Source organism: Acetobacter sp. DmW_136, from assembly GCF_008690365.1.
GTDB lineage: Bacteria > Pseudomonadota > Alphaproteobacteria > Acetobacterales > Acetobacteraceae > Acetobacter > Acetobacter oryzifermentans.
In genome coordinates this window covers 108,452-130,873 of record NZ_VHON01000037.1, presented here as the reverse complement: position 1 = coordinate 130,873, position 22,422 = coordinate 108,452, and the positions used below count along the sequence as shown (strand labels likewise).

General features: G+C 57.1%; 25 protein-coding genes. 6 read left to right on the top strand and 19 right to left on the bottom strand.

The window, feature by feature from the left end; all coding sequences use genetic code 11:
* Window positions 1–19: 19 nt before the first annotated feature.
* From FKW31_RS12660 to FKW31_RS12605, 13 genes are read right to left on the bottom strand one after another with little or no spacing between them, the layout of a single operon-like run.
* The gene (locus tag FKW31_RS12660; protein ID WP_150178713.1) at window positions 20–1,057 is read right to left on the bottom strand and encodes a hypothetical protein; all 1,038 of its coding nucleotides are present in this window, start codon (window positions 1,055–1,057) and stop codon (window positions 20–22) included.
* Entirely contained in the window at window positions 1,042–1,191 is a 150-nt protein-coding gene (locus FKW31_RS16070; protein WP_166443406.1) for a hypothetical protein, read from the bottom strand. The genes FKW31_RS12660 and FKW31_RS16070 overlap by 16 nt, the downstream gene beginning before the upstream one ends.
* A gap of 35 nt (window positions 1,192–1,226) precedes the next feature.
* Window positions 1,227–1,682: a hypothetical protein gene (locus FKW31_RS12655; protein ID WP_150178712.1), complete on the bottom strand. Its 456-nt coding sequence runs from the start codon at window positions 1,680–1,682 to the stop codon at window positions 1,227–1,229.
* A gap of 39 nt (window positions 1,683–1,721) precedes the next feature.
* Window positions 1,722–2,159: a phage tail fiber protein gene (locus FKW31_RS12650; protein WP_006117079.1), complete on the bottom strand. Its 438-nt coding sequence runs from the start codon at window positions 2,157–2,159 to the stop codon at window positions 1,722–1,724.
* 2 nt (window positions 2,160–2,161) lie between these two features.
* On the bottom strand, window positions 2,162–3,316 hold the full coding sequence (locus FKW31_RS12645; protein WP_150178711.1) for a DUF3383 family protein: 1,155 nt from the start codon (window positions 3,314–3,316) through the stop codon (window positions 2,162–2,164).
* 18 nt (window positions 3,317–3,334) lie between these two features.
* Entirely contained in the window at window positions 3,335–3,871 is a 537-nt protein-coding gene (locus FKW31_RS12640) for an LIC_12616 family protein (RefSeq protein ID WP_193562078.1), read from the bottom strand.
* On the bottom strand, window positions 3,868–4,248 hold the full coding sequence (locus FKW31_RS12635) for a hypothetical protein (protein WP_150178709.1): 381 nt from the start codon (window positions 4,246–4,248) through the stop codon (window positions 3,868–3,870). Before FKW31_RS12635 ends, FKW31_RS12640 begins: the two co-directional genes overlap by 4 nt.
* Window positions 4,239–4,745 carry a DUF4054 domain-containing protein gene (locus FKW31_RS12630; RefSeq protein ID WP_150178708.1) on the bottom strand — a complete coding sequence of 169 codons (507 nt, stop codon included), beginning with the start codon at window positions 4,743–4,745 and terminating at the stop codon, window positions 4,239–4,241. The genes FKW31_RS12635 and FKW31_RS12630 overlap by 10 nt, the downstream gene beginning before the upstream one ends.
* A 36-nt stretch (window positions 4,746–4,781) precedes the next feature.
* Window positions 4,782–5,099: a hypothetical protein gene (locus tag FKW31_RS12625; RefSeq protein WP_006117074.1), complete on the bottom strand. Its 318-nt coding sequence runs from the start codon at window positions 5,097–5,099 to the stop codon at window positions 4,782–4,784.
* A gap of 46 nt (window positions 5,100–5,145) precedes the next feature.
* The gene (locus FKW31_RS12620; protein ID WP_035354206.1) at window positions 5,146–6,183 is read right to left on the bottom strand and encodes a major capsid family protein; all 1,038 of its coding nucleotides are present in this window, start codon (window positions 6,181–6,183) and stop codon (window positions 5,146–5,148) included.
* Window positions 6,183–6,683: a hypothetical protein gene (locus tag FKW31_RS12615; RefSeq protein WP_150178707.1), complete on the bottom strand. Its 501-nt coding sequence runs from the start codon at window positions 6,681–6,683 to the stop codon at window positions 6,183–6,185. The genes FKW31_RS12620 and FKW31_RS12615 overlap by 1 nt, the downstream gene beginning before the upstream one ends.
* Before the next feature lie 38 nt (window positions 6,684–6,721).
* Complete coding sequence (locus tag FKW31_RS12610; RefSeq protein WP_150178706.1) at window positions 6,722–7,723, bottom strand: DUF2213 domain-containing protein; 1,002 nt, start codon at window positions 7,721–7,723, stop codon at window positions 6,722–6,724.
* Window positions 7,724–9,100 (bottom strand): DUF1073 domain-containing protein, encoded by a 1,377-nt coding sequence (locus FKW31_RS12605; protein ID WP_150178705.1) that lies wholly within the window; start codon window positions 9,098–9,100, stop codon window positions 7,724–7,726.
* 147 nt (window positions 9,101–9,247) lie between these two features.
* Between FKW31_RS12605 and FKW31_RS12595 the strand changes: the two genes are divergently transcribed.
* Window positions 9,248–10,399, top strand: a complete 1,152-nt coding sequence (locus FKW31_RS12595) for a rhodanese-related sulfurtransferase (RefSeq protein ID WP_170315328.1) — start codon at window positions 9,248–9,250, stop codon at window positions 10,397–10,399.
* Here FKW31_RS12595 and terL read toward each other — a convergent pair.
* From terL to FKW31_RS12580, 3 genes are read right to left on the bottom strand one after another with little or no spacing between them, the layout of a single operon-like run.
* Window positions 10,396–11,850, bottom strand: coding sequence for a phage terminase large subunit (gene terL / locus FKW31_RS12590; RefSeq protein ID WP_150178703.1), 1,455 nt, complete (start codon window positions 11,848–11,850; stop codon window positions 10,396–10,398). The genes FKW31_RS12595 and terL overlap by 4 nt on opposite strands.
* On the bottom strand, window positions 11,831–12,037 hold the full coding sequence (locus FKW31_RS12585) for a hypothetical protein (RefSeq protein WP_035354212.1): 207 nt from the start codon (window positions 12,035–12,037) through the stop codon (window positions 11,831–11,833). The genes terL and FKW31_RS12585 overlap by 20 nt, the downstream gene beginning before the upstream one ends.
* Window positions 12,024–12,566, bottom strand: a complete 543-nt coding sequence (locus FKW31_RS12580; RefSeq protein ID WP_150178702.1) for a hypothetical protein — start codon at window positions 12,564–12,566, stop codon at window positions 12,024–12,026. Before FKW31_RS12580 ends, FKW31_RS12585 begins: the two co-directional genes overlap by 14 nt.
* A gap of 162 nt (window positions 12,567–12,728) precedes the next feature.
* Between FKW31_RS12580 and FKW31_RS12575 the strand changes: the two genes are divergently transcribed.
* On the top strand, window positions 12,729–13,376 hold the full coding sequence (locus FKW31_RS12575; protein ID WP_150178701.1) for a hypothetical protein: 648 nt from the start codon (window positions 12,729–12,731) through the stop codon (window positions 13,374–13,376).
* Here the strand turns inward: FKW31_RS12575 and FKW31_RS12570 are convergent.
* A complete protein-coding gene (locus FKW31_RS12570) occupies window positions 13,373–15,568 on the bottom strand; it encodes an acyltransferase family protein (protein ID WP_150178700.1) in 2,196 nt (731 codons plus the stop codon). The genes FKW31_RS12575 and FKW31_RS12570 overlap by 4 nt on opposite strands.
* A 100-nt stretch (window positions 15,569–15,668) precedes the next feature.
* On the opposite strand from FKW31_RS12570, the gene FKW31_RS12565 reads away from it, so the two are divergent.
* The 3 genes from FKW31_RS12565 (at window position 15,669) to FKW31_RS12555 (ending at window position 19,057) form a co-directional block, all read left to right on the top strand.
* Complete coding sequence (locus FKW31_RS12565) at window positions 15,669–15,977, top strand: hypothetical protein (protein WP_150178699.1); 309 nt, start codon at window positions 15,669–15,671, stop codon at window positions 15,975–15,977.
* Window positions 15,978–15,999: 22 nt separating this feature from the next.
* Window positions 16,000–17,343, top strand: coding sequence for a B12-binding domain-containing radical SAM protein (locus tag FKW31_RS12560; RefSeq protein ID WP_089179882.1), 1,344 nt, complete (start codon window positions 16,000–16,002; stop codon window positions 17,341–17,343).
* A 613-nt stretch (window positions 17,344–17,956) separates the two neighbouring features.
* Complete coding sequence (locus tag FKW31_RS12555; RefSeq protein ID WP_238332830.1) at window positions 17,957–19,057, top strand: Hint domain-containing protein; 1,101 nt, start codon at window positions 17,957–17,959, stop codon at window positions 19,055–19,057.
* Window positions 19,058–19,136: 79 nt separating this feature from the next.
* Here FKW31_RS12555 and FKW31_RS12550 read toward each other — a convergent pair whose 3' ends face one another.
* Window positions 19,137–19,691 (bottom strand): recombinase family protein, encoded by a 555-nt coding sequence (locus FKW31_RS12550; RefSeq protein WP_035354216.1) that lies wholly within the window; start codon window positions 19,689–19,691, stop codon window positions 19,137–19,139.
* A 313-nt stretch (window positions 19,692–20,004) separates the two neighbouring features.
* Between FKW31_RS12550 and FKW31_RS12545 the strand changes: the two genes are divergently transcribed.
* A complete protein-coding gene (locus FKW31_RS12545; RefSeq protein ID WP_150178697.1) occupies window positions 20,005–21,768 on the top strand; it encodes a Hint domain-containing protein in 1,764 nt (587 codons plus the stop codon).
* A gap of 87 nt (window positions 21,769–21,855) precedes the next feature.
* Here the strand turns inward: FKW31_RS12545 and FKW31_RS12540 are convergent, their stop codons facing one another.
* Window positions 21,856–22,395 (bottom strand): hypothetical protein, encoded by a 540-nt coding sequence (locus FKW31_RS12540; protein ID WP_006117060.1) that lies wholly within the window; start codon window positions 22,393–22,395, stop codon window positions 21,856–21,858.
* Window positions 22,396–22,422: the final 27 nt, after the last annotated feature.

The following is a 22,422-nucleotide window of genomic DNA, read 5'->3' as shown; positions in this document are numbered from 1 at the left end:
CTGAACAGGAAAAGGGTTTTTAAATAGAACCAAGCGTAGAAAGTGCTGCCAAAGCAGTGCTATCGCCCCCGCCAAGGCCCTGCATGGCCGCACGTGGCGGCAGAGGCGGAGGTTGTTGAGGTAGTTCCGCAAACGGGCTGGCCGTTGAGCGCACAACACTTTGCCCCTGTGGTGCTGGAGCGGATTGCCCCCAAGGCAGAACAGGCTGAACCGCCGCCTGCATAAGAGGAGAGGACGGCAAAAATGCCCCCACCCGCCCTTGTGCATCGGGCGCCGCAGCACGTGGCGTGGTTTGCAAAACAGTGCGCGCGGGCTGTTGGGGAACAGAAACACCTTGCCTGAACACAAAAGACTGCAAACCATTCTTGCGTTGTAGGTATTGTGGAAAGTGCTGTATGTGCCGTGAATATTCTGCAATAACCGGCATCTCCCTCCAACTTGCAGACACGCGCACAGCGCCTGCTGCCAGCTTTGAGATACCACCTGCCACAGGCCCAGAACGCTCTGGCAAATATGCAGATAAATAGCCTGGCGACACAGAAAACGGCCTGCGTGCCAGAATATCCGCAACTCCCTGATAAAGCTGACGCCCGCACGGTTTTGAAGGCTGCGTAAACTCTAGGCCGCTTACCGCCCTTGGTTGCGCCGTGCTGGCCACCAATACCGCACGATAAGGGAGCGGGGCCGCATTCTGCAAAACCCTTTGTGATACTGTTTGCGTTTCCCTCAAAACAAATGGCACATCTGCACTTTGTCCCACATATCCAGCACGTTCTGCACGGCCTGTTGTCGGCGCAAACACAGATGACCCTGCCCCCAGCGCAGGGAGAGGAACAGAAAATACAGATTTCTGCTCCCCCGCTCCCAAAGGCATATGCACGCCCCCTAGGCTATACTGGTGCAAAAGGTGCAATAACGCTAAAAGGCCCTTGTGTTCCTTCTTTTTTACCTGTGCATGGGGCTGCATAAAGCGTTCCAACACATGGCGCAGCCGTTCTAGCAACGGCAAGGTTGCACGTGCGCTGCTGTGGGGCAAAGTATTTACAATTTTGGCCATGTTTGGGTGCTTTCCTGCGCGGGAGCATGCGCCATATTCCAGTTGCGGACAGAAAGTATTTCGACAAGCGTATAAAAATCTTCGCTGTCGTAAATTGTTTTCAGATCATGTAATGATGCAAGACCCGATGCCACAACCGCCGCCATAGCGGGCGAGATATTTACACAGTTTACAACGGGGCCTGTGCGGCCTCTTCCCCCAGCAAAGCCGCCACTAGGGGGAAAAGCTGGTGCGCGGCGGCCCGCAAAAAACCCACATGCAACCTAAAAGCCTCGGCCCGCACCATGCCCAGAGTTTCGGGTTCTGCAAAATCGGCGGAAATAACAGCACGTGTTACTTCTGGCCGGTGCGGATCTGGCCGCATTTTAACGCATTGCATCAGCCGGGCCAAAGCGGCATCTAAATCGGCTTCTTCCATAAAACCAAAAATTTCCAGCCCAAAAGCGGCAAGCCCGGCAAGGCCTGCCTGCGCCATATCCGCCCCAACGCGCGCGCCGCCCCGTATGGCAGCCTGCAACACGTGGCGCGCCCAGCTATCTGCGGCAAACGCATCCATGCGTGTCAGCACAAATACCTTGCCTTGGTCTTCCCCCGACAGAGGGTGCGTGTATTCCACGGTTTTCATGCCTGCTCTTTCCTGTATCTTTTTAAAAACATCTGTTTTTTACAAGGCAGCAGGCAACACGCGCTCCCACAGAATTTCAAAACTGCGGCCTTCCAGCACGCGGCCTGCGCTGGGCATAACAGCCACGGCCTGCAAAAGGCCGCGCACCATGGTATATTTGCGCCCAATGGAAGGCAGTTGAATTTCCGCCCCCAGCCGATACAGCCCGCGCTGGGCATCCTGCGCTGCGGCAATGGCCTCAAACACCAAGCCACTTTCACTGCTGGCCGCCAAAGAGATTGTTTGCCGAACAGGGGTGGGTATCCAACCAGCGCTCAGATAGCCATCTATGCTCATTGAGGTTTCTGCCAGATCCCGCATGGTGGTTTCAAAAGCACGATCGGCGGCGTAGTTTTCCAGCGTAATGGGTGTATTGTATAACCCCGGCACCGTAATGGTAAAAACCGAGTTGGCGGCGGTAATATCGTAATCAGACATGCTTACTGCACCTCTACTGTAGCCAGAGAGATAGACTGGACCGACTGCCCATCCATGTAAAAGAACCGCGCCTGCACTGGCCCACGTTTGGCCCGTGTAGCGGCAGATGCGGTAGAAGCACCGGGCAGCAGATACCACCCGCGTGTGGCCAGCGTATCTGCAATGCTGCGCCCTGCCTGTGCATTTACCACCTGCGCCTGCGCGGCAGAAAGCGATACGTTGGGCTGGATAGCGCCAAAAGCTACGGCAGTATCAATCGTATTTTGCACAGCGGTAGCCAGCAGCGTATCACCCTGCGTGGCATAAGGAATTTGTCCCACGGAAGAAAACAGCGTGAGCAGATCAGACTGGAAGGAGGATGTCATCCAGATCTGGTTTAGATAACTGTCTGCCCATGCAAACGGGCCAGACACTGCACCGTTATTGAGAAAACTGAATGTGGAATCTCCACTTTTGTAGGAACCATAAAAGCTGTAGCCATTTTCTAGCAATGCTTGTGCTTGTGTGGCCGTAATATCCGCCGGGGTTACGCCCCCATTGTTGCGGAACATCAGCGTGGTACGCCCGGCATTGCGCTGTGGGTTCATGCTGGCGGCCCAGCCTAAACACAGGGCGGCGGCCAGTGTGCCGTTGCCATCCGTATTGCACAGGCACGTTAGCCCCGGCGTAGCCTGTGCTGTAACAGTTCTGCCAAAACAGGCTGATCCTGCCTGCAAAATGCTGGCATCATTATCCTGCATAATGCCCCAGTAGCGGTTGGGGTTTGTGGGCATCCATGCGGCAATAGCCGTTTTGGCTGTGGCATCTGGTTCCTGCGCAAACGCAAAAGCGCACCAATCTGCACTGGCGGCGGCGGCATTTGTAAGCGCTGTGGTGTAATCCGTATCTGCCGGGCTGGCGGGCAGTTGGTAAAAATACAGCGTTTGCGGCAGATCCTGCGCATTGGTGTAGCCCGCAAAGTAAATGCTGGCCATGCTGGCTTCAATACTTTCCGCACCGCATGTGGCTGCTACTTCCGCCGCCGTTGTAAACATGGAAAGGCCCGAAGAAAGCGCCGTATTTGTAGAAAATACAAGCCCATTCAGCAGGTTTGTAGTGCCCCCCGCCGCCAGCACACCCGGCGTGACAGACACAAGGGAAGAAACAGGAAGGATCATGCAGGTTTTACTCGCATTTCAAAGCCTGTCTGCGGCCACGCTGTGCACTGTGGCAGTGGTGGCTGTGGCGGCTGGCAGGGTGATGGAAAAAGTAAGCTGGCTGTGCAGGGTAAGCTGCCAGTGGGGTTCGTATTGTTGTTGCGCGTTAATGTAGGGCAGACACTCGGCATTATCTGCATATAAAGGGGTAATGCGTGGCATATCTTGCTGTTGTGCCACAAGGTTTGTAAAAAACGTGGTGCTCCATACATCACGCCAAAGGGTGAGCACTGTTTGCGCGGCATCTGCGGCATCCGTGCCAAAAAGGCTGATCTGGGTGGCAAGCTGCTCCTGCCGCAACAGGGTGCAGCTTTGCGCCCCATAATGCGTGCTACCTGTGCCAATAGGCTGGCGGTGCAGAGGCGCCATTAACACCAACATACCGCGTGGAGGTGGCGTGCGGTTTTGCCGGGCCTGCAAAACGGTTGTGCCTGCTGGCAGAACTTCCGTTAAAAAAGTGCGCAAAGCGGCAAATACCGTTTCTTCATCTGGCTGTTGCACAACTTGGGTGCTCATGCCGCCACCTGTTGGGTTACCAACACGCGGCACCATTGCCCACCCCAAGCTTCGGGCTGAGCCGTTACCAGCCAGTGCGCGTTATCAAACACAAACACATCGCCCCCAAACTGATGCGCACCATCCACCCCGCAAATTGTGCCGGGCATATAGATTTCTCGCTGAATGGTGCTTTGGTTTTGCCCATCTGTTTGCGTAAGCTCATCTGTAGGCACGGGCTGAACCCGAATGGTTACGGCAATATCTATGGTGCATGGGGTGGTGGTGCCATCTGCTGCGGTTTTATAACCCGTGTTGATACGCAATATGGCGGGCACAGATGGCAACAAAGCCGCCGTGGCCCCCAACGCCATGTTGAACACTGCGTTCATGGCCATGAAATCACCCTCTGTGGCCACCCCGGCACATAGCGCCCCATACGCAAAAAGGCAGATGCCGCCCAAAAGGTTGCGCCATAAGGTGTTTGCACCCACCACGCCTGCGTGGGGGAAACCGTGCCCATATCGGCCTGTACCTGCACGCTGCCCATGCGTGCGGTGGTAATGCGCCCCACAAGGGCAGGCGCACTATCCCCCGCTCCGGTGGCATACGCCCCGCTATTAAGGCCAAGCTGAAGCAGATGTGCTGTAATCAGCATCAGCAAATCTGCCCGGCGGGCCGGGTTGCGCACGGGGGATGTGGCCGAGTTGTTTAAAAACAGCCCGGCCTGTGCAAAACACGCGCTTGCGGCATCTGCCCCCGCGCTGGCCACAAGGGCTGGGTAGCGCGCCTTAAAAGCTACGGCATCAAACACAACGGCCCCATCTTCCGCCATGTTGCAGGCAGTAGATAAGGCAGCCGCTTGCATTGGCTGGTTTTCCGGCATGAAAAACATCCTTTTACATGCTGCAAAATAACGGAAAGTTTGGCTTTATGCGGGTGTAATGCCGGGGGCTGGCGCTGCGGGGTTAAGTGGCTCCATACCCGTGCGCAGGCTGGCTTGCTCCTTGGCTTGGCCTGCAGCTTTTTCTGGCGAGGTTTGCGCAAAAATCAACCCGGCTTCCAACGGTGGAAAGCCTGCGTATTTTTGCGCCCATGCCTGCCAGAACTCTGCTGGCACGGGGGTAAGCCCATACCCGCCCGCCTTGGCTGTGCGTGCGCCTGCCAGTTCGTGCTTCTGGCCTGCCAGTTCCAGCACAAGCCCGTTGGGCAGCTTGCACCCAACGGTAACTGTTGATGATGTTGCCATGTGTTTTTCCGTTTTTATGCAGGGTTTGCGTTACGCGGGCTGTGTTTTACAGGCCTGTCATGGTGGCAATGCCTGCGGGCATGTAAATAATGGCCCCCCATGTGCCTTGAGAGAGCTTCTGCTTCCATGCCGATGCTTCTGTAACCACGGCATGGGCACGCAGTTTTTCTGTAAATGCGGCTTCTGCGGTTTTCTGCACATCCACGTGGTCGGCCATAATTTGCATGGTCTGCACGCCGTTGGCGGCGGCATCTCCGTATTCTACGGCCTGCACAAAGCGCAAATTGGGGTAGGTTTCACGCAGCATGGTTAAGGCGGAAAGGCCAAAACTGTTGCGGCGCGTTAGCAAACCCATGCGGGTTGGGGCAAGGCCCAGCACCATGGGGGTATCCGTATCCACCAGCCCGGCGGTTTGTTTGCGCAACTGGTTGATAAGGGCAATAACGTCATCCTGCCGTTCTTCCGGGGTGGCGTTGTCCCACGCGGTGCCACCTGCGGTTTTGGTGGTGGGGGTAATGGCGGCAGGCAGGCGTGGGTCATTTAAATACCCATACAGTTTCAGACCACTGATACCAAAAAAGTATGTCTGGTTCTGAAACTTGTTCAGCTTAAGTGCTGCGGCCTCTCGCAGGCTGGCGGCCCATTGCAGGCGGGCCTGCCCGGCCAGCGCCAGTTCCTGCTCCCCCCACGCCACAAACACCTGATAATGGTAGGACTGGCGCTCAGGAAAGCTGGGGTTAAGGCTAACCGTGCCATTCTGGTTCCAATCCCCGTAGGAGGAAACCTGCCCTGCCGTTTCCAGCATGGGAAATACAGCCGTTTTAGAAACCCAATCCCCTTTACGCACCTCGCCCAGCAGCTCGGCGGCGCGCATGGGGGCAAAGGCCACCTTGATCAGCCCCGTATCCACCCAGGCAGACATAAAAGCCGGAATGCCCGCATTAGCGGTGGTAGAAAGCGCGGGCTGAGCATCCAGCGCCATGCTGTCTGATACCAAATGCTCTGCGCCAATCAGGCCGCGCGCATCGGGCACCACAAAGCCAAGGCGGTTAAGTTCTGCCAGTTCTGTGTAAGACGTAACCATTATGCGTGCATCCATGTAGAAATCCGAACCAGCTCATCCACGGCACCGGCAGAGGCTACAAAAAACCCTGTTGCCACCGCGCCATTTACGGTACTGCCCGTTGCGGCAGTTTTAATGGTGCCATCTGTCAGGCTGGCAAAAACGGCCTGCCCCGGCGTGGCCTGTGTGGTGGCCTGCACCCAGAAATCTCCCGCCGTAAACAGCGTTACGGGAAAGCCCTGCGGAACAACCATGCTTTCCGATGCCGTAAAATCCGAGATCTGGGCTGTAAGATCACGATGCACAAAGCCATCTGGCGCGGCGGTGCTGCCACTTGGCGGCATGTTGGCCACGCTTACGCCATCGGCCTGCACCCAGCCAAAAGCGGCCACCGTGCACCCACCAGCGGCCGCCACCAATGCGCCTTCACCCGCCGGAAAAGTGGCTGTGGGGTTGAGAGATGCAAAATCACCCGGCACAGCAGGCGCTGGCTGGATATTGACCTGATTTTGAAAAGACATTTACCTGCCTTGTATCATGCGTAAAGAAAAAAGGGGGTTCAGCCGCGCACGCCAATGCGTTCCAGCCCAAAGCGCTGCCGAAAACCCTGTGTGGCTGCGGCATCCTGCCCCATAATGGGGGATGCCCCACCAGCACGCGGCTGCATGCGGGCATAGCTTTCAAACAGCGGTTTTAGCCCCTGTTCGGGCACGTTGGTTACATCAATACCCGTTTCCTTTAAGGCAAAACCGTAAATGGCGGGGGCGCTGTCCATGGCAACATCGCCCACAAAGGGGCGCACGGCGGCGCGGGCTGTGTGCAGTTCCGCCATCTGGCGCACTGCGCGTTCTTCCGCCTGCTGCACGGCCTGGGCAATGGCGGCATCCATAGTTGCAACGGTAATGGGGGTTTGATCAGGCATGGCCTGAAAGCTCCTGTTATTTAAAGGCATGTTTTGGTTGGGTGCGGCATCGCCAATAATGGCGGAAGGCACGCGCGGCTGGGCTACAAGGGCCAGATGGTTAAAGGCAATATCCGCCATAACCAGCGTATAAGGCGTGCCCATATAAGTGCCCGCCTGCTTAAGAGCCGTGTACCGATACCCCGCAGAAACCGCCCGCTGTGTCCCGTTTTCTATGGCCTTAATGGCCGTGGCATCCCATATTGTTAAGCTGCCTGTCAGGTTGGGTGGGGTAAAGTGCACATCGCTGCCCACCGCGCCCACGGTTATGCTGGCGGGATGATCCTGCGCACTTACGGGGGTATGCTGCATCAGCACCGGCTTGCCACGCAGGCTGGGAGCGGCCCGCATAAGCGCATCGGGTGGGCGAAAAACGCTGTAAACTTCATTATCTTTCAGGCCCAGCGCCGCAGCGCCCGGTATTTCCCGCCCGTAATAGGGACTAACGGTTGCAGCGGATAAAATGCAGTGCGCAATGTGCAAATGTCCATCTGCATCCACCCGGCGCACGCTGGCCCTGTCCAACGCCAAAAGCTGCGTATCTGGCGCAGCCATAGCGTGCGGGCTGGCGCGGGCCTGCCCGGTATTGGGTGTGTTCATTTAAGGCGTGTCCTGTTTTTTGGCGTCAATTTCCGCCTGTTCGGCCTCATCCATCTGCCACAGCGGGCGGAAGGTGAAATCTATGTCCGTATCCACCACGCCCCACACATTCAGCATCACCATATGCAAAATGCGTGTCAGGTTCGGGCGCAAGAAGGATTCCTGATACGCGCTGATCCGATCATAAAAAACCCGGATCTCTCCATCTGCCGAGGCATTGAGCCCGGAAGGCGAAATACCGGCAAACTTTACCAGCGGCTGTTGCGCCACGGTGCAGATTTGTTCCAGCGCCTGCGCCTGCAACTTGTCCAACCCGGCCAGCGGAGCCGCCAGAAGCTCCAGCTTTTCGCGCTCCTTATCCAGCACAAACGTGCCCCTGTTGGAACGAAAGCGGTTAAACGCCTCCACCCGTGCCAAAAGCCCTTCGGGGTCCTGCGCATAAGCCGCCATATCGGTAGATAGGGCAACAATGGAAAACGCATTCAGCAAATCCGAAACACTCTGGCGCGTGCGCAACCAGTTTTCTACATAGGGCCGCGCCATTTGCGTAAGGGAAACACCGCCGAAGTTATAGGCAGGTTTGAGAATATCCGGCACCTCCCGCGCGCAAAACCGCAACAAGCGCGAGGCATGCAAAAGCGTGCCCTGCACCCACCAGCTTTGCGGCCTGTAAAACGCGGGGTGCAGCGGGTTTGTGGTTTCATACGCGGCGGGGGTTGTCCAAACCGGCTCTACCGGCACCAAGGCCCGCAAACTGCCTTTACGAAAAGTTTCGGGCCGCAACAGCAAAGGTGATGCCAAACCACCCGCCACGGGGGAAAGCCCGGTATCTACATACAGCAGTCCCATGCCGTAATGGCCATCCATTTCCGCCATGCGGCGCAGCACATCACGCACATTCAGGCGGGTAAATTCGGCCTCCAACTGGCTGATGCGCGCGGCTTTGCTCTGCTCCTGCCCTGTGCGGGAGGTAAACACCAGCCACTGGCGCGTGGCCTCCGTGGCAATGGTGTCCACCATATGCCGATATTCCGCCCGCTGGGCCATTTCCGCCAGCCGCGCATAACCGGGAAACACCACCCCATCCGCCACGGCATTGCGCAGCCAATCCAGCAAACCGGGGTTACCCTGTGCGGCGGCACTATCCATAGCCAGCGGGGCGGTGCTGCCATTGGCCCGCACCCCACGCGGGGGCCGATACGGCGCAAACACATCTGCCCGCGCTGGAGCTGCCGGGGCCACCTTGGCAACATCTGCCGCAAAAGCCCCTTGGGGCAGCAGCGGCTCCTTCCGTGGCGGGGCTACGGGGGCACAACGCCCGCGCATACGCTGCCACCACCCCGGCATAGCGCGGGAAGAAAAAGACAAACCAGGCATACCCTGCCCCTTGTTAAAAATTAAAAAAACGTAGCCACCACACAGCCACAACCCCATATGCACCCATACGGCGCACCCACCCCTCCGCCGCCCAAAACCCATAGTCGGCGCGGAAAAAACTTGTCTGCCCCCGCTGCGGGCGGGTAAATGGGCGGCATTGAAATGCAACCTGATTGCGGTGCTGTAAGCCGTGGCGCGGAACGGATGATCTGCAATCACCCAACAAGCCCAAGGAACCCGCCGAGCATGACTGCCCAGCCCTCTGCCCCAACGCCCGATACGGATAATGCCGCCCTGCCCATTTGCGTGGCAGCGCTTTACCGGTTTACCCCATTTGCAAACCCGGCTGATCTGCGCGGGCCGTTGCAGGATGTGTGCACCGCCAACGGGGTAAAGGGCATTCTGCTTTTGGCGTCCGAGGGCATTAACGGCACCATTGCAGGCCCAGATCATGGCATTCAGGCCGTGCTGGCGCATATTCGCACCCTGCCCGGCTGCGCGGATATTGAGGTCAAGTTCTCCCGCGCGCCAGAAATGCCCTTCCTGCGCATGAAGGTGCGGCTGAAAAAGGAAATTGTCACAATGGGTGTAGAGGGCACAGACCCCAACCACATTGTTGGCACCTACGTTGCGCCCGCAGAATGGAACACCCTGTTAAAAGACCCCGACACCATTCTGATAGACACGCGCAATGATTACGAAGTGGCCGTAGGCACGTTTGAAGGCGCGATAGACCCGCAGATTAAAACCTTTCGGGAATTTCCCGCATGGTTCCGCCAGCACCGGAAAGAGCTTTTGGCAAAAGGCCGCAAGCCGCGTGTGGCCATGTTCTGCACGGGTGGCATTCGGTGCGAAAAATCCACCGCCTTTGCCAAAGCCGAAGGGCTGGACGAGGTGTATCATCTGCAAGGGGGTATCCTAAAGTATCTGGAAACCGTGCCAGAGGCAGAAAGCCTGTGGCGTGGGGAATGTTTTGTGTTCGACCAGCGCGTAACCGTAGGCCACGGCCTTAAACCCGGAGAGCTGGAACTGTGCCACGCCTGCCGCACCCCCATTACCGCGGAAGACAAAGCCAGCCCCAAGTTTGAAACCGGCGTATCCTGCCCGCACTGCTACGGCCAGTGGGATGAGGCCCGCCGCGCCCGCCATGCAGAGCGTGAACGCCAGGCCCGTTTAGCCGAACAGCGTGGCGAGGCCCATTTGGGGGCCAACATGGCCGCAGAACGCGCCCGCAAACGCCAACAGCGAGAAGAAGAAAAACGCCGCCAGCAGGCCCTTCGCCAGCAGCACACCCCTTAAATCCGGGCCAAAAAATCCGGCCCAAAGCGTGGCAGGGGGTGCGCCTCCGCCAACGCGGCAAAGGCACCGGCTGCGGCATCTACTTGGTCATCATGCATGGCGGCGGGGAATGCTGCCAGTTCCTCTATAAACGCATGCACCCACGGGGCGCGCAGCAGCAGCACGTTGCCTGCATTCACCTGCGCGGCAAACGGCGCGGCGCGGGTGGCTTTATCTCCTGTTTCGCGCACGCAGCGCACTTTGTAACCGGCCAACCGGCGGGTAAGGTAGCGCGCCTGCGCCACACCGGCTTGTCCGGGGTCTTGCGGCAATACAATTTCCACACCCACACCATCACGCGCGGCGGTGGCCAACAGGGTGGCTTCCACTTGGGCGGGGTCTCCGCGCAGGCGGGTTATGTCCGCTACGGCAAAGCGCCCATCTGGCAGGTGGTGCATTTTTACGCCCACCGTCCAATCCGGGTTTTTGCTACCGGTCTGGCGAGTGGCGGCTAAATCCCACCTGCGCACTGTCGCGCCAGATGCTGCGGGCAAGGCCTCCTGCACGCTAAGCATATGCGTATGGAACAAATTGCCACAAAGCGGCACCGGGTTTTGCTGATACAGCGCCGCCCATTCCCGCTCCCCCACGGCTTGACGAATCCGCGCAAGTTCTGCCGTATCAAACGCCTGCGGCCATAATGCCTGCCCCGGCGCGCGGCCCAGCGCATCTGGCGCCGTGGCCAAAGCGGGCAAATCCAGCACGTGCCATGCCTCTCCGGTTTTGTTTTGCATATCGTCCAGCAGGCGGCCTGCCAGATCGTCCATGCTCCAGCGTGTCATCACCAGCACAATGGCGCCGCCGGGCATCAGGCGGGTGCGTAATACGGCGCGGTACCAATCCAGCACGGCGGCACGGCGGGCGGGGCTTTCGGCTTCCTGCCTGTCCTTTACGGGGTCATCTATAATAGCCAGATGTGCGCCGCGCCCTGTTAAGCCGCCACCCACACCCATGCCGGTGTAACCGCCACCCTGTGCGGTGTGCCATACATCGCGCGCGCTGCTATCCGCCGCCAACCGCGTGCCGGGAAACAACACCCCATAGCGGGAGGAGGCCACAATATTGCGCACATCGCGCCCAAAATCCTGCGCCAGCGTGGCCCCGTAGGAAGCCCCGATAATCTGCCGCTTGGGGTGCCGCCCCAGATACCACGCGGGAAAGCGGCGTGATGTCAGCTCCGATTTACCGTGCCGGGGCGGCATAAACACCATAAGCCGTGCAATATGCCCGGCCTCTACCTGCTCCAACGTACGGGCCAGCAAGGCATGATGTGCGCCTGCTTTGTAATCTGGCAACGTATAACGGGCAAAATCCAAAACATGCGTGCGTGCGGCATGCCTGCGCGCCAGCTCCGCCCGCGCCACCCGGCCCGCCTGTACGGTACGTGCCGTTTTAGGGTGCGCGTGGTGCATCCTTGCGCCCCTCCGCCATTCCGCCGTTTTCTTGCGCCAGAGCGGCCAGTTCCTCATCTGTAAAGGCATCTGCGCTCCGCCGGGGCAGAGCATCTGTGGCAAGGCCCGAAAGTTTGGGGTGCATGTAGGGGGCGGCCACTTTGGCGGCATCAAACTGGCGGTCTGTTATGCTTTCATCCCCCTGCATGATGCGGGTGAAGATATCCAGCGGCGTTACGGGTTTTGTGCTGCGCCTTTTGCGGCGCGCCATTGGGGCCAAAGCTGATGGCCCTAATGCGCCCGGCGCGGGTGCTGTTGTCTTGCGGGGCATGGGGGCTTATCCAACCGTGCTGAACAAAAGAAGATCCAGAACGCCCAGCCCTGCCACGGGCTATAAACGGACGGCCTGTTTCGTGCTGGTGGTGGTGCAGTTCCCGCACAAGGGTGGCCACCATGCGCTGGCATGCTGGGGGCTTTAACCTGCCCACACAAAAAAGCCCCGCCACGTGCCCGCGCCATACCGGGCGGCAGCGCAGCACGGCCTGCGCGGGGCAGCCCAATAGCAGAGCTTGCGCCCACCCTATGCACATATCTGCCCGATGCCGGTGGCGTGGCATGCATACCAGCGGGCACATCAGCACCCCTGTTGGCGCAACCTGCGCCACAACCCACCAGCGGCCACCACCACGCAAAACCGCACCACAGGCCAGCTCTGCCTTACGCAATGCTGTTGGCATGGGAATGTCCTTGGTTTTTACAATTTTTGGGATGATGATTGGGAATTAGGAATGACCACGCGCCATGTCAAAGCAAAGCAAACCGGTATGTGAACATACAGTTAAGAACAGTTCACAATCAGGACTGGCAAATATATCGAACACTGATATAGTGCGCCGCGCGTGACAGAAATACTTGACAGATTGGGTGATGGGGAGGTCATGGACAGAGCTTGTGCATGGTGTGACCGAATTTATCACACCACCACCCACGCGCCGTATTGCAGCGCCCGATGCCAGAAAAAAGCAGAAAAAGCGCTGCGTGCTGTCTCGGTTGAGCCTATTTCCCACACATCGGATGCAACCCGCGCCATACGTTTTGGGCTGGTAAGCCTGGTGGGCATTGCTGCGGCGGGTTTTGCCATGCTGCTGCTGGCTGGCCCCGTGCCGCCAGAACCCCCGCCCGGTAGGCGCATGCCGCCGGGGGTGGCCTATGCGCTTAACACCGCCCCACCTGCGCCGGGCGCACAGCCTTACCACGTTCTGCCACCCGCCATGGCCATGCCCAACAGCCCCGCGCAGGATATGATTGCGTATCATGAAGGGCAGACCGCCCGCCATGTATGGAACCGCTGGATTGCCGGTTTAAGTGGCGAGCGCAAACGCGGCGCATTGTTCTGGATGCAGGGCGCGCTGCACCATCGGAGCGATTCGTGCGATGGCACGGCGGGCTTTGCCATGGGCTGTTTTCAGGCCCGCAGGCACCTTTCCCCCATCTTGGCCAAATGGAACGATGCCCCAGATTTCTGGCTGGGCTGGAACGCGCCTTAACGGGCCAACACATCATCTAAAAACGCGGCGTGCTGTTGCACAAATCCGGGCCTTAAATGCTTGTCATCGGCATATTTGGGGGTGGCTGGCGGGGTAACAACCGCACAGGCCGGGCCGGTGCCGCAAATATCGGGCCACGCATCCAGCACCTTTGCCCCGGCTTGCGTGGCAACGCCCTGCACAAAAGCTGTATCGGCCGCTGTATCATTGCGGAGCTGCCGGGTGGGAATACCCTGCTCCAGCAAAGGGGTGTTCACACCAATATGCGCAAGGCTACGGGCCACCAGTTTATCGGGGCTGAAGCGTGCATCTGCCGGGGTAGGCAGCACCAGCCATACAGGCCGCGCCCCGTTGCCCGAAAGGCTGCGGATATCCTGCACAAACGCCGCCTGTTTTTGGGCCTGCGCGCCCGGCGTATGCAGCAGCACGCGTGGCCAGAACGCCCCCACAACCACGGCCTGCACATTCTGTTGTTGAATGATACGTTGCTGCACGTTTTGCATATTCTGGCAATATGCAAAGGATTTTTCGTAAACCTCGCCCGCAAAGGGGCTACAGCTTGGGCCTGCCACAAAAATAACCGTGTGTTTAAGCCGCCCCTGCTGCAACAGCGCCTCTACCCGCGGCCCCCACTGAAACAGCAAACTATCCCCCGTAAACAGCACGGGGCGGCCCGCATGGCCCAGGGTGGCCACTGTCAGCCCGTTTACGTGCGTGATGCGCATATGTGGCGTGGGGGCAAAAATGCCATCTCGCACCGCCAGATTGATTGCAGACAGATCCGTGCCCGCAGGGGTGTGCGCAAACCGCCCCGGCCAGCCTGCCATGTGCCACGTTACCAGCCCCGCCGCGCATATGGCCGCCAAGCCGCCCACAAGGGCCACCGTTTTGCCCCGCCGAAAATGCCCGCCGCGCAACGGGTTTTCTACGGCTTTGGTGGTAAGCCACGCCAGCACCAGCGCCGCGCCTATAAGCGCAAACCCCGCGCTGTTATGGATAACCCCAGCCCCTCGCACAATATGAAACCAAGATACCAGCGGCCAGTGCCACAGATATAGCGGGTAACTGATAAGCCCCACCGCCCGCATAGGCCGCGCGGCCAGCACATGCCGGTTCACCCACGCGCCAGCACCTGCCCAAATCAGCAATGCCGTGCCCCCGGCGGGCAACACAGCAAACGGAGCCGGAAAACCCACCCCCGGCCGCAGCGCCACAAACCCGGCCAGCACACAGGCCAAACCCAGCACCGCCGCACCATGCCGCACACCGCTTGCCTGCATAAACGCAACACGCCGCGCCCACATGCCCCCCACGCCAGCCCTTGCGCCACGCGCCCATGCCGCCCCCGTGGCATCGCCCGGCTTATGCGCCACACCGTGCAGGGCAAGGGCTGCGCCGAGCATGAACTCCCAGCCTCGGCTGAAAGGGGCGTAAAACCCGGCCCCCGGCCACCACACGCTGCACGCCAGACTATATAAAAAGCAGGCCGCACCCGTGGCCCCCACCAGCACGCCTGCACGCACCCGCGCGGCAAAGCCCACCGCCAGCACCAGCGGCCAGAACAGATAGAACTGCTCCTCCACCCCCAAAGACCATAAATGCAGCAGCGGCTTCAGCACGGCGGCGCGGTCAAAATAGCCTTGGGCGTGCCACATCAGCAGATTGGCTACAGATGCCGCACCCGCTGCGGCATCCAGCCCCACGGCGGCAAATTCGGTTGGCAATAGGGTCAACCACCCGGCCAGCAACGTGGCAGCCAGCACCACCAGCAAGGCCGGGGCCAGCCTGCGCACGCGCCGCGCAAAAAATGACGCCACAGAAAACCGCCCTGCCCCAAAATGCGCCACCAGATGCCCGCTAATTAAAAAGCCGGAGATCACCAAAAACGCATCCACCCCGCCAAAGCCACCGGGCAACACGGCGGGAAAAACGTGGTACACCACCACCCCCACCACAGCCAGCGCGCGCAGGCCATCTATATCTGCACGCCATCCGGCATGGGGGCGGGCTGCAAGCTGGGCAGAACTGCCGGGCCACACCCATGCCGCCGCACGGGCAAACCGCTGGCCCATGCCTATGCGCCGCACAAGATAGTCCGCTGCACCGCGCACCGTGCCACAAGGCGCCACGCACCGCGCCCTACCCCGCGCTGCCGCCTGCATAACAGGCCGAAAAAAGCCAAACCCAACCATCCTGCCCCTTTACGCCGCCAGCCCATGCCACCCATTGCCCCTTATATAAACTGCAACACCCCCTACACGCAGGTTTTACAGCACCCTTGGCTTTGCCCCTATGGCCACCCCATACCTCGGCACGGCCTTGGCGCGCCGCCCCCAACATGCAGGCATAGGAGCCATGCCAAAAGCCCGCCCGCGCCGCATTGCAGGAAACGCATGGATATGCCAAATCCATGCCCTGCGTGCATTCCTGTTATTACAGCGCACGCAGCACCATATCGCCACCCCGCAGGCCAGCTTGGGGGCTGCGTTTGGTTACGGTGCGCACACATCCGCCATGCTTGAGCGGAGGTGGACAGCCCCCCACCCCTGCTTATGTATATTCCGTAACAAAGGGGCGCTATCTGCCCATTTTTTCTTTTAATACAGCAGATCCTGATACCCACATGCCAGCAAATGACCTACGCCTTCTGATCATTCAGCCCACGCATTATAAAGCCCCTACAGACCGAACGCTGTTCAAAACCAAGCGCAGGCAGATGGTGCCGCTTGCCCTGCCGTATCTGGCCGCCCTAACCCCGCCAGAATGGAAGGTAACGCTGCTGGATGAACAGCTTGAAGATATAGATTTTGATGCGCCGGTGGATGTTGTGGCCCTTACGGCCTGGACGCTCCATTCCTACCGCGCTTACGATATTGCCAAGGAATTTCGTAAACGCGGCGTAAAGGTTATTATGGGCGGCCCCCATGTGTATTTTAACGCCGAAGAAGCCGCAGAGCACGTAGATGCCGTGGGCGTGGGTGAGGCCGAACCCATCTGGAAAGAAATGCTGGATGATGCCGCCGCCAACCGGCTGAAAAGCATTTACCGCGCCACCCCCCTTAAGGAACTGAACGGCCTGCCCGCCCCAAGGTATGACCGGCTGGACCTTAAAAAGTTTGGCCCCTTCCGCACCTTTGCCGTGCAATCCTCCCGCGGGTGCCCGTTTGTGTGCGATTTCTGCTCCGAACGGTTCTACCTTGGTGGCCGCTACCGCTGGCGCCCGGTGGACGAAATGGTGAACGAGCTGAAGCTGATCAAGAACCGTGGCAGCCACTTCTTTTTTGGTGAAAGCAACTTTGGCGGCAAAAAAAGCCGCGCCATGGAACTGATGGAAGGGCTGGTGCCGCTGGGTATCCGCTGGTCTACCCTGTGGTCTTCCAATTTGTGCCTGGATAAAGAGTTTCTGGATCTGGCGCGCAAATCCGGCGTGATGCACGTAAATATCGGTATTGAAAGTATTGATAAGGATATTCTGGACGGCATGCGCAAAGGCTGGAACAAAGCCAGCCGCTACCATGAAATGTTCGAAAACCTGCGCCAGCGCGATATCAGCTACTCGCTCAACTTCATCTTTGGTTTTGATGATGAAGACCACGATATCTACCGCGCCACCATCTCCTTTCTAGAAGAACACAAGGTGCCTGCGGCGTATTTCAACATCCTTACGCCCACCAAGGGCACGGCGCTGTTTAACCGTATGGAAAAGGCGGGCCGTATTATCAACGCGCCAGAAATTGACCGCTGGCCCGGCCAAATCTGCCAGATCTGGCCCAAAAATTGCTCCCCCAGAGAAATGGAAGCCCGCATTCAGTGGATGTATAAAAAGTTTTACTCCATGCGCTCCATCTTCAAGCGGCTGCCCTTTCCGCCGCGCTCCCGCTCAGACATGTCATCGTGGATTTTGGATCTTACAGAACGCCGCATGGCTTTTTCCTCCACCGGCAATAACGATTTCGATATCTACTAACATTTTGCACGCCCGGCCTTTCCCCTGCCACAGCGCGGGGGAAAGGTTCTGGCAGACCATACCCATATTGCATTTCAGATATACTTAATTTGCATATAATGTGCGTAACGCATACAACAGATTGATAATCACGTTAGATAAACATTTACACCTTCCCCTGTGTTGGAAAAAAATTCTTATATTGCTGTTATAATTTCTAGTTTTCCAATTTTTAGCTTCTGCGTATCTTGCGCGTAAGGGCATTTTTCATGGGCAAACCAAACAAAATCCGTATAAATTTCAATAAATAAAAATATTACCTTTTAATTTTATTTCAATTATTTGTATTTTTATTTACGTTAAATTTACATATACACAACATAGTAAAATGATAAACTAAGCCTCCGCCCGGTTTATTTGCTTTTATATCTTGGCAAATTTTTTATAGCTGGTTACAGTATGGCGTAAACAAGGCCTGATGGACGCAGTTGCTACACACATTAGGCAGTCGTGCCTTATTCCTCAGACTTTGAAAAAATTCTGGATGCTTCTTGTTCTGCAAGGATCAAGGAACATTTTATGTAGAAGCACAGATACGGAAGCCCTTTTCCGTGGTGTAAGTCAGAAGGAAGAAATGACAGCGCTTCCCCGCCATGCGGTTGTGCATGACATTCACGACAAATCCGGTCAGGTCCTTCCCGATGGCGCTTTCGCACGCCATCCAGATATCTCTGTGCCGGGCGTTCTTCATAATACCAACATTCATACGCAAACCGGACCGCTGCCTGTTCAAAGCCTAACCCCCGGCCATATGCTGGTAACGTATGATCCGGAAATGGCAGAAACCCCAGCCCCGGTTACCAAGGTTATGCCGCAATATATTTGCGTGCTGCCCGGCCTGCCAGAAGATGAGGCCGGATACCCCATACGCGTGCTGCAAGATGCCATTGCAGATGGCCTGCCCATGCAGGATGTGCTGCTTACACCAGACCAATGCCTGTTTTTTGAAAACAAGTTTGTGCCCGCAGCACTGTTGGTAAACCGGCTTTCTATTTTTTACGATCACACCTTTGAGCGCTACACAGCCTATCCGCTAGAAACAGATGGCCCCGCCATTATTGTGGCAGAAGGCCTGCTGGTAGCCAGCGCCCTGCCGCCGTGCCCCAACAATACACACTGGCACACCCGCACAGATGCCCCCGTGGTAACAGAGCGCAATGTTGTGGGCGCACTTTACCACCGCCTGTTGGCGCGGGCGCAAAGCCGCGGCCTAAAGCACGATCTGTTTGCCCCGCCCGAAATAACGCATGAGCATGACCTCAGCCTGATTACGGATACCGGCAAGCTTATCCGCAAAATGCGTGAACAAAACAATCTGGCCATGTTCATGCTGCCGCCCAACGTGCATGAAGTGCATCTTTCCACCCGTGCCAGCAGGCCGGTAGATGTTATTGCACCTTACGTGCAGGACAAACGGCGGCTTGGCATACGTGTGGGGGAAATTACCCTTCAGGAAAACAGAAAGCCCCGCAAGATTTCTTCACATATAGAAAAAGACCTTTCTGGCTGGCACGAACATGATGGTGAGCCCGGCCGCTGGACAGATGGCCACGCCCACCTGCCCATGACAGCAGAGCGCAGCCGCAACAAAATGGGGCTTTTGTCTATCCAGATTCTGGATAGCATCCCGTATATGAAGCACGATTTTCATGGGCCTCGCAAAACCCACAAGTAATACAAGGGGTTTTGCAAACCATGTGTTCAGGATAATAGCCCTGTAAAACGGGCAGGGATTATCATCCTGAACACATTATTTATGATTTACGAGGCAACTTTTTTAATAACCTCGAAATCATGCTGATACTCACATCATATTCCTGGGCAATCTCACGCAGGGTATGGCCTTTAGCGCGTGCCTGCGCCACGGCCTCTAGCTGCTGTTGTGTTAATTTACTGGGGCGGCCCATGCGGCACCCGGCAGATATAGCCTTATGCCGACCAGAAGACATGCGTTGGTGTATAAAGCGTTTTTCAAGTTCTTCCAGCCCGCACAGCATTTCCAGCATAAGCGCACCACGCCCGGCAGATGTATTAATCCACGGTTCTTTTACAGAAACCAGCGTGCAGTGCTTGTGCTGAACTTGCATGATAATATCACGCAAATGCCGCCAGCCACTTACAATGCAATCCATCTGCACCACGGCAATACGCATGCCTGCCTTTTGCCGCGCCACAAACTGCAAAAAACATGATCCGGTTTTTGAAAAAGAGCCCGTGAATATAACACGGCATCCCGCGTCTTCCAGAACCTTTTTTTGCTCATCCCGGCTTACAAAAGGGCAATCTGCACTTACATATCCTATCATCATAACCTTGCTCCGCGTGCAGATAAGTTTTTGGGATAAAATTTTATAAAATCTCCCATTTTTTCAAAAAACTTCCAAACTTCTCGCGGCGGCTTATATCACCGCTTCCGCCATATAGAAACAATCCGTACCAAAAACAGTTCATTTTGAATTATGTATTAATTTTAATTTTATGAATGTTGTTAGTATTTAAACACTTTTTCTAAAAGTTTCTTATTTATGAAAATAAATATCCGTAACGCCTCATCTGCGTTTACCTATATTATACATGCAAGAATCAGAAATATTCTTTATTTCCAGTACATCATTTAGGAACATGCCGATGTCCAGTCTTTATGGTTATGGCAACACTGTCACCAAAAGCGGCAGTTACACACTCTTTCCTGCGCTGTGGGTTTTGGGTGTTGCATCTCTCGGCGGAGCGGACGCTACATTTGAAGGCAGCAATGTTACAGCTACGCTTAGTTTTGCGCCTACAATTATTGGCGCCATTAACCCCTACAGCGTTACGGCAGAAGATGGCGCAAACGTTACCATTAATGTTGGCTCTACCGTGCTGGGCCTGCTTACGGGTTCCACCTTTACAGCAGATGGCGGCACCATTTCCCTTACCGGTGCCAATGTTATTACCGCGCTTACCGGCACAACATACAATATCGAAAACGGCGGCACCCTTAATCTGGGCGTTGTGCAGCAATCCGAAATTTCTGCGCTTAGCGGTGCGGATATTGCATTTGGCAGTGGTGGCGGCACGCTGGTGGTTACACCCGCAAGTGGCGTAGAAATTCTAACATTCACCAACATTGATGGTTTCAGCAACGCAGGGGCCACTATCGAAGTTCCCGGTGCTGGTTACGTTACAAACGCCACATATAATGGCACCAACACAACCATTACCACCAACACCGGCATTACCGTTGTTGTGAATGGAGATTACACCCCCGCCACCAAAACGCTTTACCAGGCCACCAGCGGGGGCAACCTTTACCTTAGCGCCACGGCACAAAACAGCACCGATACAACGGGCGTTCTGGTTTGCTTTTTGCCCGGCAGCATGATCCGCACCCCCAACGGTGATGTTGCGGTAGAAAACCTTGTTGTGGGGCAGGAAGTTCTTGCATTTACAGCAGATGGCCAGCCCGTTGCGCGCCGCATTACATGGGCAGGCAAGGCGCAGGCCCGCACCAACCCCGCTGCGGCGGATGATCTGGCAGGCTACCCCGTGCGCGTGCGCGCCAACGCCATTGCCGCTGGTGTGCCCGAAGCAGATCTGCTGATTACGCCAGAACATTGCCTGTATCTGCAAGGCCAGTTTGTGCCTGCGCGCATGCTGGTAAACGGCACATCCATTGCGTATGACACAAGCTTTGCCAGTTACGATTACTACCATATCGAAACCGAAGGCCACGCCATTATCATGGCCAACGGTATGCTTACAGAAAGCTATCTGGATACAGGCAACCGCAGCAGCTTTACGCAGGCAGGCCCCGTGGCGCGCATTGGCGGCGCCGTAAAAAGCTGGGCGCAGGATGCGGCCGCAAAGCTGGAAACCAGCCGCACATTTGTAGAACCGCTGTTTCGCACTCTGGCAGAACGTGGCAGCACGCTTTATGCAAACACCGCGGCACAAAGCACAGAAAAATCTGCACAGCCCAACCTGCATCTGGTCACTGCACAAGGCCATACGGTGCACCCGCTGCGGCATGAAAACGGCATGTACACCTTTATGCTTTCCGCACAGGGGGCACAAAGCGTCTCTCTGGTCTCACGCACATTCCGCCCGTGCGATGCAGAAGGCCCGTTTGTAGATGATCGGCGCATGTTGGGTGTGGCTGTTGGGCATATCAGCATCACATCTGCTGGCACGCGCCAGCCTGTAACGGCGCATCTTACAACCGATACGCTGGAAGGCTGGCACGCGGTAGAAGTATCCGGGCAGGCACGTTGGACAAACGGCCACGCCAAGCTGCCTCTGCCTGCCAGCTTGCAGGGGCTTTGCCAGTTGCATGTGCAGGTTTTGGCAACAGGCGCTTACACTGTGGCCGCGCATAACGCACAGGCCAAAACCGCGCTGGCGTAAAAAACCGCACAGCACTGCATACGCTTTGCAAAAAAGGGGCCGGTGCGTGGGCATCGGCTCCTTTTTGCATGGGTGCATTTCTGCACGTTACGGCTGCACAACTTTCTTTTCTACATCAGCCTTTTTGCGTCTGCTGGCTTTTTTGGCCTGCTCTGCACGGCGCAGCGTTACCTCCAGCGCGGCAAGCTGCTCCAGCACCAAAGCACATTGCGCCGCTATCTTGCGCTGCGCAGAACTGCTGGAAATTGCGGGAAACAACGCCTCCCCCATAGCGCGGAAGGAAAGATCATCCACCAACATCATGCGTAAACGCTGGTGCGCACACAGGCCCAGCGCATCGCGCACCGCCGTAATACGCCCCATAGCCTGTGCACGCACCATCTGCCAGGATACGGCATCATGCCGCACAGTTTGCCCTTGCGGGGCGGGGCCTGTGTGTTCCAGATAATCAAAATAGCCAAACACATAGTTGCGGCACCACCGCTCTGCGGCATCGGCGGCTTCTTGCGTAATATCCCCGGCCTGCAACAGCCCCTGCACCGTGCGGCGCGGCCTGTTAAGGGCAGCCTGCGCCACAAGGCCAGCGGGGGCAGATGTGTTGGGTAAGGCTGTGGCCTGATTTTTCATGTGTGTTCCGTATTTTTGCGGTATTTA

Bases quoted from the DNA above. Each gene is read 5' to 3' on its own strand.
- FKW31_RS12660 (WP_150178713.1), bottom strand. From the start codon at position 1,057: ATGGCCAAAATTGTAAATACTTTGCCCCACAGCAGCGCACGTGCAACC.
- FKW31_RS12655 (WP_150178712.1), bottom strand. From the start codon at position 1,682: ATGAAAACCGTGGAATACACGCACCCTCTGTCGGGGGAAGACCAAGGC.
- FKW31_RS12650 (WP_006117079.1), bottom strand. From the start codon at position 2,159: ATGTCTGATTACGATATTACCGCCGCCAACTCGGTTTTTACCATTACG.
- FKW31_RS12645 (WP_150178711.1), bottom strand. From the start codon at position 3,316: ATGATCCTTCCTGTTTCTTCCCTTGTGTCTGTCACGCCGGGTGTGCTG.
- FKW31_RS12640 (WP_193562078.1), bottom strand. From the start codon at position 3,871: ATGAGCACCCAAGTTGTGCAACAGCCAGATGAAGAAACGGTATTTGCC.
- FKW31_RS12635 (WP_150178709.1), bottom strand. From the start codon at position 4,248: ATGGCCATGAACGCAGTGTTCAACATGGCGTTGGGGGCCACGGCGGCT.
- FKW31_RS12630 (WP_150178708.1), bottom strand. From the start codon at position 4,745: ATGTTTTTCATGCCGGAAAACCAGCCAATGCAAGCGGCTGCCTTATCT.
- FKW31_RS12625 (WP_006117074.1), bottom strand. From the start codon at position 5,099: ATGGCAACATCATCAACAGTTACCGTTGGGTGCAAGCTGCCCAACGGG.
- FKW31_RS12620 (WP_035354206.1), bottom strand. From the start codon at position 6,183: ATGGTTACGTCTTACACAGAACTGGCAGAACTTAACCGCCTTGGCTTT.
- FKW31_RS12615 (WP_150178707.1), bottom strand. From the start codon at position 6,683: ATGTCTTTTCAAAATCAGGTCAATATCCAGCCAGCGCCTGCTGTGCCG.
- FKW31_RS12610 (WP_150178706.1), bottom strand. From the start codon at position 7,723: ATGAACACACCCAATACCGGGCAGGCCCGCGCCAGCCCGCACGCTATG.
- FKW31_RS12605 (WP_150178705.1), bottom strand. From the start codon at position 9,100: ATGCCTGGTTTGTCTTTTTCTTCCCGCGCTATGCCGGGGTGGTGGCAG.
- FKW31_RS12595 (WP_170315328.1), top strand. From the start codon at position 9,248: ATGGGCGGCATTGAAATGCAACCTGATTGCGGTGCTGTAAGCCGTGGC.
- terL (WP_150178703.1), bottom strand. From the start codon at position 11,850: ATGCACCACGCGCACCCTAAAACGGCACGTACCGTACAGGCGGGCCGG.
- FKW31_RS12585 (WP_035354212.1), bottom strand. From the start codon at position 12,037: ATGCAGGGGGATGAAAGCATAACAGACCGCCAGTTTGATGCCGCCAAA.
- FKW31_RS12580 (WP_150178702.1), bottom strand. From the start codon at position 12,566: ATGCCAACAGCATTGCGTAAGGCAGAGCTGGCCTGTGGTGCGGTTTTG.
- FKW31_RS12570 (WP_150178700.1), bottom strand. From the start codon at position 15,568: ATGGTTGGGTTTGGCTTTTTTCGGCCTGTTATGCAGGCGGCAGCGCGG.
- FKW31_RS12565 (WP_150178699.1), top strand. From the start codon at position 15,669: ATGGCCACCCCATACCTCGGCACGGCCTTGGCGCGCCGCCCCCAACAT.
- FKW31_RS12560 (WP_089179882.1), top strand. From the start codon at position 16,000: ATGCCAGCAAATGACCTACGCCTTCTGATCATTCAGCCCACGCATTAT.
- FKW31_RS12555 (WP_238332830.1), top strand. From the start codon at position 17,957: ATGACAGCGCTTCCCCGCCATGCGGTTGTGCATGACATTCACGACAAA.
- FKW31_RS12550 (WP_035354216.1), bottom strand. From the start codon at position 19,691: ATGATGATAGGATATGTAAGTGCAGATTGCCCTTTTGTAAGCCGGGAT.
- FKW31_RS12545 (WP_150178697.1), top strand. From the start codon at position 20,005: ATGCCGATGTCCAGTCTTTATGGTTATGGCAACACTGTCACCAAAAGC.
- FKW31_RS12540 (WP_006117060.1), bottom strand. From the start codon at position 22,395: ATGAAAAATCAGGCCACAGCCTTACCCAACACATCTGCCCCCGCTGGC.